Below are 9274 nucleotides of genomic sequence, written 5' to 3'. Positions count from 1 at the left end.
AGCCGCTGGGGAGGAAGGTTCCGGAAGACAGAAACACAATCTGCGAGAAGGGCGGGTGTAAGACCGGGCAACCGCCTTCCGGAATTCGGGAAATCAGTGGTTCGGCGTCTTCGCCTCGTGATCTGGTGCGATGGTCATCTCTGGCTCTCCATCATCTCGTCTGCGTTGTTGGAGAGGACATTAGGCGATGGCAGCGTAATCGATCCTGAACATGACGTTCATCTGGCGTTTAGGTTTCCGGGCCTGCCTGCACCCCAGATTGGCTCTGGCCCGTAATGGGTTCCATGGCTATCCTGATCACTTTCATGCCTTTGGCTGCAGGAATGATGGACAGCGATCTGAGGCAGTTGCTGGCGCAAGTGGCGCAAGGCGACCGCGCCGCCTTCGGGCAACTCTATGACGTTGTTTCGGGCCGTCTTTTCGGCATCATCGGGCGCATTCTGCCGCGCCGCGAGCTGGCCGAGGACGCGCTTCAGGAGACCTTCATGCGCATCTGGCAGCGGGCTCGGACCTATGACGAGACGATCGCCAGCCCGATGGCGTGGATGGCGACCATCGCGCGTAACCAGGCGATAGATCTGAAACGCCGCTCGGCGGAACGGCTCGCCGCCGCGGCGAGCGAACTCGACGAGACGATGGCGGACGAATCACCCGATCCCGAATCGCTCGCCGGACAGGCGGGCGAGCTGCGCCGTCTCGGCGACTGCATGGAGGGCCTGCCGAAGGAGCGCCAGCAGTTGGTGCTGCTCGCCTATCGCCAAGGCTACAGTCGCGAGGAACTGGCCGAGCGCTTCCATCGGCCGGTCACCACCATCAAGACTTTGCTGAGGCGCAGCCTGATCGCGCTCAAGGAGTGTCTCGATGGCGCTCGATGAGGACCTTGAAAGTCTGGCCGGCGAATATGTGCTGCGTACGCTCCCGGCGGAGGAGCGCCTCCATGCGCAGACGCTCATCGCCGAGGATACGGAGTTCGCCGCTGCGGTCGACCGGTGGACTCAGCACCTGGCGCCGCTTCTTCTTGGCACCCGCAGTATCACGCCGCCTCCCGAATTGCGGGACCGCATCCTGGCCGGCGTCGAGAATCTCGGCGGTGCCAGCAGCAATGTGGCCGCCCTTCGCAGGCGTCTCAGTTTCTGGCGCGGCCTCTCGCTGGCGGCCTCGGCCATCGCTGCGGCCCTGGCGCTGTTCATCATCTTCAAGCCTACGTCGCAACCGGCGCCCGGCAACTATGTCGCGGTGCTGCAGCCCGAAGGGCCCGGTCCTGCTTTCGTCGCCGCGATCGATCTCAAGGACGGCACGATCAGCGTGAAGCGGCTCGGCGCACAGGCCGAAGCCGGCAAGTCCTACGAATTGTGGGCGGTGGGCGGCGGGCGCGCCAATCCGCAGTCGCTCGGCGTGATCGATGCGAGTCTCAGGATCCCGGCGAGCCAGCTCGGCAAGGTCGATCCCGCGACATTGGGCGAGACGGTATTCGCCATCAGCCTCGAGCCACAAGGCGGATCGCCGACGGGCGCGCCGACCGGGCCGGTCCTCTATACCGGTAAGCTCGTCGCCACCGAATGACTGCGGCCAGATAGCGCGTATTTGATTTGCGCATCGGATTATCCGAAAACCGCTTCGCACTTTTCGGTCCGATGCTCTAAGCTTTCAAGAAACGGGAGGGGACATGGCTGATGATCTCAATTGGCTGAGCGCGACGCAGCTCGTCAAATCCTACAAGAAGAGAAAGCTCTCTCCCGTCGAGGTGACACGCGCCTGCCTGGCCCAGATCGCGCGGCATGACGGTGCCATCAACGCGATGTGCCTCGTTGATGAGAAGTCGGCGCTCAAGCAGGCGAAAGCGAGCGAAGCGCGCTGGCACAAAGGCAAGCCCCTCGGCGCCGTCGATGGCGTGCCGGCGCTGGTCAAGGACCTCATCCTGGTCAAGGGCTGGCCGACGCTGCGCGGCTCGAAGACAATCGAGCGCGACCAGGCCTGGAATCAGGACGGACCGGCGGTGGCGCGTCTGCGTGAAGAGGGCGCGGTGCTTCTGGGCCTCACCACGACGCCGGAATTCGGCTGGAAGGGCGTCACCGATTCGCCGCTCACCGGCATCACGCGCAATCCGTGGGATGTGACGAAGACGCCGGGCGGATCCTCGGGTGGCTCCTCCGCCGCGGTCGCCGCAGGTTATGCGCCCTTGGCGCTCGGCACCGATGGCGGCGGCTCGATCCGCATCCCGGCCGGCTTCTCGGGGATATTCGGACACAAGCCATCCTTCGGCCGCGTGCCGGCCTGGCCGCTCTCCCCCTTCGGCACCGTGGCGCATACCGGACCGATGACGCGTCGCGTCGCCGATGCAGCGCTGATGATGAATGTCATCGCCAAGCCCGATGCACGCGACTGGCATTCGCTGCCCTATGACGGGCGCGACTACGTCAAGCAGCTCAGCAAGGGCATCAAGGGACTGCGCATCGCCTTCAGCCCGGCGCTCGGCCATGCCGAGGTCGATCCGGAAGTGGCGCAAGCGGTCGACAAGGCGGTCAAGGTGCTGCGCTCGCTCGGCGCCAGGATCGACAAGGTCGATCCCGGATTTGACGATCCAGGCCCGATCTTCCGCGTGCTGTGGTGGTCGGGCGCGCGCGCATTGCTCGGCCGGCTCCCCGCCGAGAAATTGGCCTTGCTCGATCCGGGGCTTGCCGATGTCGTGAAGCAGTCGATGCAGATCACGCCCGAGGATTATTTCGACGCCGTCAAGGCCCGGGGCGCGCTCGGTACGCAGATGCGGCAGTTCATGCAAAAATACGATCTCCTGGTGACGCCGACCTTGCCGATCCCGGCCTTCGAGGCGGGCAAGCTCTCGCCCGCCGACGATGGCACCGGCAAATGGGTGAACTGGACGCCTTTCAGCTATCCCTTCAACCTCACCCAGCAGCCGGCGGCGAGCGTGCCGTGCGGCTTCACGAAGGCCGGCCTGCCGATTGGTCTTCACATCATCGGCCGCATGTTCGATGATGACGGCGTGCTCAGGGCCGCCGAGGCCTATGAAGCGGCAACCGACTGGCACAAGCAGAGGCCGGCGCTCAAGGGATAGCGATGCAAGCAGGGAGTTTCATCAGCGCGGTGCGGCGGGGAAGGGCCAACTGGTCCGTTCTCATCCTCTATGCGTTGCTGCTCCCGATCATCCTCGGTCTCTTGCCCAAGCCCGCGGCGACGCCTGAGTTCCTGCTGTCGCGCGATCTTGCGACGGCCGAGATCTGTTCCATGGTGGGCGCCACCCGGGTCCCCGGCCAGCCGGTGCAGCATCAGCCAGACTGTATCCTCTGCGCGACGGCCTGCCCGTTCGGCGGGCCAATGGCGGCGACATCGCCCGCGCATGCGACATTCGAACCGCATCCGCGCCGGCAAATGTCGGCGCCGACATCGCCCAAGACCTTCGCCCTGTCGGCCTTCGGCCTCTTCTCCTCGGATATCCAGTCACGCGGCCCGCCGGCCTGAAGCGGAAACCTTTTCCATCCGTAGTGATCAATTGACGGCGCCATAGTTGGCGCGGTCGGCCATGTCCCATGGAGAACTTTTATGTCCGTTGCCGAATTGTCGCGGGAAACCGCGGCGCCGCCGGCCTTCGCACTCTATCGCGCGATATGGCGGTGGCATTTCTATGCGGGACTTCTCGTCCTGCCCTTCCTTTTTTCGCTCGCCGTCACCGGCAGCCTCTATCTGTTCAAGGACGAGATCAACGCGATCGTCTATGCGAAAGAGCTTACGGTCGCGCCGAGCGATGCGGCGATGCTCGCGCCGTCGGAGATCGTGAAACGAGCGCAAGCTGCGGTCCCGGGAACGGCATTCCGCTACGCGCCGCCGGAAGCGACCGATCGCAGCGCCGAGGTCGGCATCGACAGCGGAAGCCAAGGCAGGCTCTCGGTCTTCGTCAATCCCCATACGGGCGAAGTCCTGGGACAGTTCGCTGATTCAGGTTCATCGCGCACGCCTTTGATGCAGTTCATCAAGAAGATCCACAGCCTCGACTATTTCGGCTGGCTGCCCAACCGCGTGATCGAGATCGTTGCCGGCTGGACGCTCGTGCTCGTCATCACCGGCTTCTATCTGTGGTGGCCGCGCGGTCAGCGGGGCGGGGTGATGAGCATCAGGCAGCGTCCGCCGCAACGGGTCTTCTGGCGCGACCTGCATGCGGTCACCGGCGCACTCGCCGGCGCGCTCATCTTCTTCCTCGCCATCACCGGCCTGCCGTGGTCGGGCTTCTGGGGCGCCAAGCTCAACAGCCTCGCGGACCAGTATGGGCTCGGCTATCCGGCGCAATTCTTCGCCGAGGTGCCGAAGTCCGACGCGCATGCCGCCCATATGGGCAAAGCCATGACGCAGACTTCATGGTCGCTCGAAAACGCGCCGATGCCGCAGAGCGGCGCCACGATGGGCGAGCCGATCGGCCTCGACACAGCTGTGGCAATCTTCGATGGGCTCGGCATCAGCAAAGGCTACATCGTCGACCTGCCGCAGGATGGCGAGGGTGTCTATTCAGCCTCGGTCTTTCCCGACCAGGTTGCCGGCGAGCGCGTCATCCATCTCGATCAGTATTCAGGGGCGCCGCTGTTCGACGGCGGCTTCGCCGAATTGGGGCCCGTCGGCAAGACGATCGAGTTCGGCGTCAGCGTGCATCAGGGCCAGGAATTCGGCCGCGTCAATCAGCTGGTGATGCTCGCGGCCTGCCTCGCCATTATCGCGATGTCGGTGTCGGCCATCGTGATGTGGTGGAAGAGGCGGCCCAAGGGCACGCTCGGCGCGCCGCGCTATCCGCAGGATATGCGCATACCGCGCACCATCCTCATCATCGCCTGCGCCGTCGGTCTCATCTTTCCGCTGGTCGGCCTGACGCTCCTTTTGGCGCTGGCCGCCGATATCTTCGCTCCGAAACTCTTCGCATGAAGGATCTTTCATGAAACTCTTCAAGGAACTCATCGTCGCCGTCTTGCTCGCCGCCGCGCTCTTTGTCACGCCGGGTGCCCAGGCGCATGACTACAGAGCGGGCAGTCTGGTGATCAATCATCCCTGGACGCCCGAGCCGCCCGTGGGCGCCAAGGTCGCAGCAGGCTTCTTCAAGATCACAAATGACGGCGCGCAAGACGACCGGCTCGTTTCGGTGTCGGCGGAAATCGCCGGCAAGAGCCAGATCCACGGCATGAAGATCGAGAACGGCGTCATGTCGATGTCCGAACTCGAAGGCGGTCTCGTCATTCCAGCCGGCCAGTCGGTCGAGCTCAAATCCAAATCCACTCACGTGATGTTCATGGACCTCAAACAGCGGCCGACCAAGGACACGCGCTTCAAGGCGACGCTGACTTTCGAGAAGGCGGGAGCGGTCGCGGTCGAGTTCAAGGTCGAGCCGATGGGTTCGGGCCATGAGCATGAGGGGATGTGAGCATGCTGAAGGTTCTGCGTGTCTTCCTTTGGGCTGTGGTGGTGACCGTGCTTGCCGGCGCTGCGGCCTATGTCTATCTTGAGCGCCAGCAAGGCGGTGCCACGCAGCCCATGGTCGCGATCGGCGGGCCGTTCAAGCTCGCCGCCACGTCGGGCGGGACGATCGACAGCGCGACGATGAAGGGGAAGCCCTTCGCGGTCTTCTTCGGTTTCACGTATTGTCCGGAAGTGTGTCCGACGACGCTCTATGAGATGTCGAGCTCGCTCGGCAAGCTCGGCGAAGACGCCAAGGACCTCAAGGTCTTCTTCGTCACCGTCGATCCCGAGCGCGATACGCTCGACTTCATGACGAACTATCTGACGAGCTTCGATCCGCGCATTATCGGGCTCAGACCAAGTCCCGAGGAGCTTGCTCAGATCGCCAAGTTCTATCGCGTCTTCTATGAGAAAGTGCCGACGAGCGACGGCGGTTACACGATGAACCACACGGCGCTCGTCTATCTCATGGACCGCGAGGGCAGGTTCTTCGGCACGCTCGATTACGAGGAGACACCGGAGATGCGATTGACCAAACTGAAACGCCTTCTGAAAGACGGCTGATCATTTCCGATCAAGGTAACGAAGGAAGAGCCAGGTGCCGGCGGAAGAGAGCAGAGCGGCGGCGGTCGCGAACCAGAAGCCGCCATGCATTCCCGACCAGGGGATTCCTTCGAGATTCATGCCGAACAGGCCGCCGACGAGAGTAGGCGGCAGGAAGAGGGCGGTGAGGACGGAGAGGCGGTAAAGCTGCCGGTTGGTCTCGGAGGCGAGCTTGGCGTCGATCTCGTCGTGGAAGAGACGGGCGCGCTGCTCGATCTGCTCGAATTCCTGGTCGAGATGGGCGTGGAGATCGAGCAGGTCGGAAAGATCGGCGGGAAAGCGCGGGACCGCGCGTTGCGTATCGGCGAGCACGCGGCGCAGGCTGCGCTGCTGACGGTGCAGCATGGCGGCCTCACGGCGCACGATCACGGCGCGCCGGCGCTCATCGGTGACGCGCTCGTCGAGCACGCGGTCCTCGATGAGCTCGATCTCGGCGGCGAGGTCATGCAGCACGCTTTCGATGCCTTGCGCATAATGGATGAAGAAGGCGAGCAGCAATTGCGCGGGCGATGAAACGGGCCGTCCCGCCTCGAGATGGCGGCGGACGAGCTCGGCCGAACGCACCGGCTTCGCCCGCATCGTGACGAGTATGCCCTCGGCGAGAAGAAACTGCAGACGACAGGTCTCGTGCGTCTCGCCGGTGAAGTCGCGGCGGAGATCGGCGACGCTGCCGGCGGCGTCGGCGGGGAAACATTCGATGAGCTGATAGGCGGGGATGTGCTCGATGAAATCGATGGCGGGCGACGAGAAGCGGCCCGATCGGGCGAGCCAGCGGGCGCAGCGCTGGTCGATGGAATTGAGATGGATCCAGAGCCACTGGCCCTCGGGACTCGAAAGTGCTGGATCGATGTCGGTCTCGATGAGCCGCCTTGCCGACCCGTCAGGGCCGAAGCGGTAGGCGCAGACGAAGCCCGGCACATCGGCGGGCGAGACGAGGGACTGGGTATTGTCCGGCATCGCTTCTGAAGCACATGCCTGTGTGACAGTCATGTAACGGTGCAGGTCGAGATGCAGGGATTTGCAGGAGTGTTTGCAGCGGAATTTACAGCGGATTTGCAGGGATTTGCAGGGAATTCGGCGAGAAGAGGGGAGTCCTCAAAGCCATCCGGCGGCGTGCACCGTGGCATTTCCAACCTGGTTTGGCCCACGGTTGCAAGAGGGGGCGAACGGCGATGAGTGCGCCGGACATTCTCATAGGGTCTGTCGGCGCTCCATCTCTTTTCTCGGTCCCATGCTCAGCCCTTCGCCTTGTCCATCTGCTCGACGAAGCGCTTGAAGAGATAGTGGCTGTCCTGAGGGCCGGGCGAGGCTTCCGGGTGATACTGCACCGAGAACACCGGCTTGCCTTCGATGGCGATGCCGCAATTGGAGCCGTCGAAAAGCGAGACATGGGTCTCGACCACGCCTTGGGGCAGCGTCTCGCGATCCACGGTGAAGCCGTGATTCATCGAGGTGATCTCGACCTTGCCGGTGGTGAAGTCCTTGACCGGATGATTGGCGCCGTGATGGCCCTGATGCATCTTGCGCGTCCTGGCGCCGAGCGCCAGCGCCAGCATCTGATGGCCAAGGCAGATGCCGAAGACGGGCTTGCCGGAGGAGACGAGCTTCTTGATCTCAGGGACCGCATATTCGCCGGTGGCTTCCGGATCGCCGGGGCCGTTCGACAGGAAGATGCCGTCCGGATTCATGGCCAGGATATCCTCGGCCTGGGCGGTGGCCGGCACGACGGTCACCTCGCAGCCGGCAGCCGTGAGGCAGCGCAGGATATTGCGCTTGAGCCCGTAATCGACGGCGACGACCCTGTGGCTGGCGCCATTGGTATGCTGGTAACCCGCCTTCCAGTCCCAGGTCGTCTCGTCCCAGTCCAAACGCTGGGTCAGCGACACGTCCTTGGCGAGATCCATGCCGACCAGGCCCGGCCATTCGGCCGCCATGGCCTTGAGTTTCTTCAGATCGAACTTGCCCTTGGCGTTGTAGGCGATGACGCCGTTGGGCATGCCCTTCTCGCGGATGAGATTGGTCAAGGCACGGGTGTCGATACCGGACAGGCCAACAATGCCCCGGGCCTTCAGCCACTGGCTGAAATGGCGGTGGCTGCGGTAATTGGCGGGGTCGGTGACGGACGCCTTGACGACGCAGCCGCGCACGCCCGAGGTGGCGGCGAGGTTGGTCGTCTCGATGTCGTCCTCATTGGTGCCGACATTGCCGATATGGGGGAAGGTGAAGGTGACGATCTGGCCAGCATAGGAGGGATCGGTCAGGACCTCCTGGTAGCCGGTCATCGCCGTGTTGAAGCAGACTTCACCGACGGCGTCGCCCTCGGCGCCGAATCCCTGGCCCTCGATGACGGTGCCATCGGCCAGAACCAGGAGCCCGGTAATACGCGGCGTCTCCCAGTCCGAGAAGGACGGGCGCGCAGGTTTCTTCGCCGCCCTCGGTTTCACCGGACGGGCAGGGGCTTTCTTGGCCATGGACTCGCATCTCCTGAATTTGCGTTCTCTTATTGGCCCGGGCCGGGGCCGTCAAGGTTGCGCCGCCGGCTGTCCCGGCGTATCTCAAACCCTTTCACCGGTAAGGATATTCCCATGGGCCTGCGCGACCAGATCAATGACAGCCTGAAAGAGGCGATGAAATCGGGCGACAAAAGGCGCGTCTCGACGCTGCGCCTCGTCAATTCCGCCATCAAGGACCGCGACATCCTGAACCGCACGGCCGGACCCGACGCCGGCGTCAATGACGCGCAGATCGTCGAGGTCATGGCCAAGATGGTCAAACAGCGCCAGGAGAGCCTGGAGATCTATGAAAAGGCCGGGCGCGACGAGCTTGCCGCCCAGGAGCGCGAGGAGATCGCGATCATCCAGGACTACATGCCGAAGCAGCTTTCGGACGAGGAAGTGAAGGCGGCGATCGCCCAGGTCATCAAGGACACAGGCGCCACGTCGATCAAGGACATGGGCAAGGTGATGGGCGCGCTCAAGGCCAAATATTCGGGCCAGATCGATTTCGGCAAGGCCGGCGGCGTGATCAAGGGGCTTTTGGGGAGTTGAACTCGACGCGCTCCAGAGACGTCATTGACACCGACGGCACGGTTCGCTATCCGCACATCATGACCAGGACCCTTTTCGTCACCGGAATGTATTACGCGCCGCTTCATTAGCGGCGGGGTGCTTTGTCGTCCTTCAACCGCTGCTTGGCCAGCGGTTGTGTTCCGGTAGACAGC

General features: G+C 63.6%; 10 protein-coding genes. 8 read left to right on the top strand and 2 right to left on the bottom strand.

Translation table 11 applies throughout. From position 1 onward, the window contains the following. Positions 1-284 precede the first annotated feature (284 nt). The 7 genes from G5V57_RS00630 to G5V57_RS00600 all read left to right on the top strand — a co-directional run bounded on the left by G5V57_RS00630 (position 285) and on the right by G5V57_RS00600 (position 6015). Positions 285-875: a sigma-70 family RNA polymerase sigma factor gene (locus G5V57_RS00630; RefSeq protein WP_206530158.1), complete on the top strand. Its 591-nt coding sequence runs from the start codon at positions 285-287 to the stop codon at positions 873-875. Then, complete coding sequence (locus tag G5V57_RS00625; protein ID WP_165165680.1) at positions 862-1563, top strand: anti-sigma factor domain-containing protein; 702 nt, start codon at positions 862-864, stop codon at positions 1561-1563. The genes G5V57_RS00630 and G5V57_RS00625 overlap by 14 nt, the downstream gene beginning before the upstream one ends. Before the next feature lie 103 nt (positions 1564-1666). Then, complete coding sequence (locus G5V57_RS00620) at positions 1667-3073, top strand: amidase (protein WP_165165678.1); 1407 nt, start codon at positions 1667-1669, stop codon at positions 3071-3073. A gap of 2 nt (positions 3074-3075) precedes the next feature. Continuing rightward, positions 3076-3477 carry a hypothetical protein gene (locus G5V57_RS00615; protein ID WP_165165676.1) on the top strand — a complete coding sequence of 134 codons (402 nt, stop codon included), beginning with the start codon at positions 3076-3078 and terminating at the stop codon, positions 3475-3477. An 81-nt stretch (positions 3478-3558) separates the two neighbouring features. Continuing rightward, positions 3559-4923 carry a PepSY domain-containing protein gene (locus G5V57_RS00610; RefSeq protein ID WP_165165674.1) on the top strand — a complete coding sequence of 455 codons (1365 nt, stop codon included), beginning with the start codon at positions 3559-3561 and terminating at the stop codon, positions 4921-4923. Between the two features lie 10 nt (positions 4924-4933). Beyond that, complete coding sequence (locus G5V57_RS00605; protein ID WP_165165672.1) at positions 4934-5416, top strand: copper chaperone PCu(A)C; 483 nt, start codon at positions 4934-4936, stop codon at positions 5414-5416. A gap of 2 nt (positions 5417-5418) precedes the next feature. Further along, a complete protein-coding gene (locus G5V57_RS00600; RefSeq protein ID WP_246737479.1) occupies positions 5419-6015 on the top strand; it encodes an SCO family protein in 597 nt (198 codons plus the stop codon). Here the strand turns inward: G5V57_RS00600 and G5V57_RS00595 are convergent, their stop codons facing one another. Then, the gene (locus tag G5V57_RS00595; protein ID WP_165165670.1) at positions 6016-7011 is read right to left on the bottom strand and encodes a CorA family divalent cation transporter; all 996 of its coding nucleotides are present in this window, start codon (positions 7009-7011) and stop codon (positions 6016-6018) included. Positions 7012-7289: 278 nt separating this feature from the next. Further along, a complete protein-coding gene (carA, locus tag G5V57_RS00590) occupies positions 7290-8525 on the bottom strand; it encodes a glutamine-hydrolyzing carbamoyl-phosphate synthase small subunit (protein WP_165165668.1) in 1236 nt (411 codons plus the stop codon). A gap of 114 nt (positions 8526-8639) precedes the next feature. On the opposite strand from carA, the gene G5V57_RS00585 reads away from it, so the two are divergent. Next, entirely contained in the window at positions 8640-9101 is a 462-nt protein-coding gene (locus G5V57_RS00585) for a GatB/YqeY domain-containing protein (RefSeq protein WP_165165666.1), read from the top strand. Positions 9102-9274 lie beyond the last annotated feature (173 nt).

It is taken from the genome of Nordella sp. HKS 07 (assembly GCF_011046735.1).
GTDB lineage: Bacteria > Pseudomonadota > Alphaproteobacteria > Rhizobiales > Aestuariivirgaceae > Taklimakanibacter.
The sequence above is the reverse complement of the archived record's forward strand: the minus strand, read 5'-3'. Positions and strand labels throughout refer to the sequence as shown.

What these genes read in the sequence shown, in the direction of transcription:
- G5V57_RS00630 (WP_206530158.1), top strand. Translation starts at nt 285, where the DNA reads ATGGCTATCCTGATCACTTTCATGCCTTTGGCTGCAGGAATGATGGAC.
- G5V57_RS00625 (WP_165165680.1), top strand. Translation starts at nt 862, where the DNA reads ATGGCGCTCGATGAGGACCTTGAAAGTCTGGCCGGCGAATATGTGCTG.
- G5V57_RS00620 (WP_165165678.1), top strand. Translation starts at nt 1,667, where the DNA reads ATGGCTGATGATCTCAATTGGCTGAGCGCGACGCAGCTCGTCAAATCC.
- G5V57_RS00615 (WP_165165676.1), top strand. Translation starts at nt 3,076, where the DNA reads ATGCAAGCAGGGAGTTTCATCAGCGCGGTGCGGCGGGGAAGGGCCAAC.
- G5V57_RS00610 (WP_165165674.1), top strand. Translation starts at nt 3,559, where the DNA reads ATGTCCGTTGCCGAATTGTCGCGGGAAACCGCGGCGCCGCCGGCCTTC.
- G5V57_RS00605 (WP_165165672.1), top strand. Translation starts at nt 4,934, where the DNA reads ATGAAACTCTTCAAGGAACTCATCGTCGCCGTCTTGCTCGCCGCCGCG.
- G5V57_RS00600 (WP_246737479.1), top strand. Translation starts at nt 5,419, where the DNA reads ATGCTGAAGGTTCTGCGTGTCTTCCTTTGGGCTGTGGTGGTGACCGTG.
- G5V57_RS00595 (WP_165165670.1), bottom strand. Translation starts at nt 7,011, where the DNA reads ATGCCGGACAATACCCAGTCCCTCGTCTCGCCCGCCGATGTGCCGGGC.
- carA (WP_165165668.1), bottom strand. Translation starts at nt 8,525, where the DNA reads ATGGCCAAGAAAGCCCCTGCCCGTCCGGTGAAACCGAGGGCGGCGAAG.
- G5V57_RS00585 (WP_165165666.1), top strand. Translation starts at nt 8,640, where the DNA reads ATGGGCCTGCGCGACCAGATCAATGACAGCCTGAAAGAGGCGATGAAA.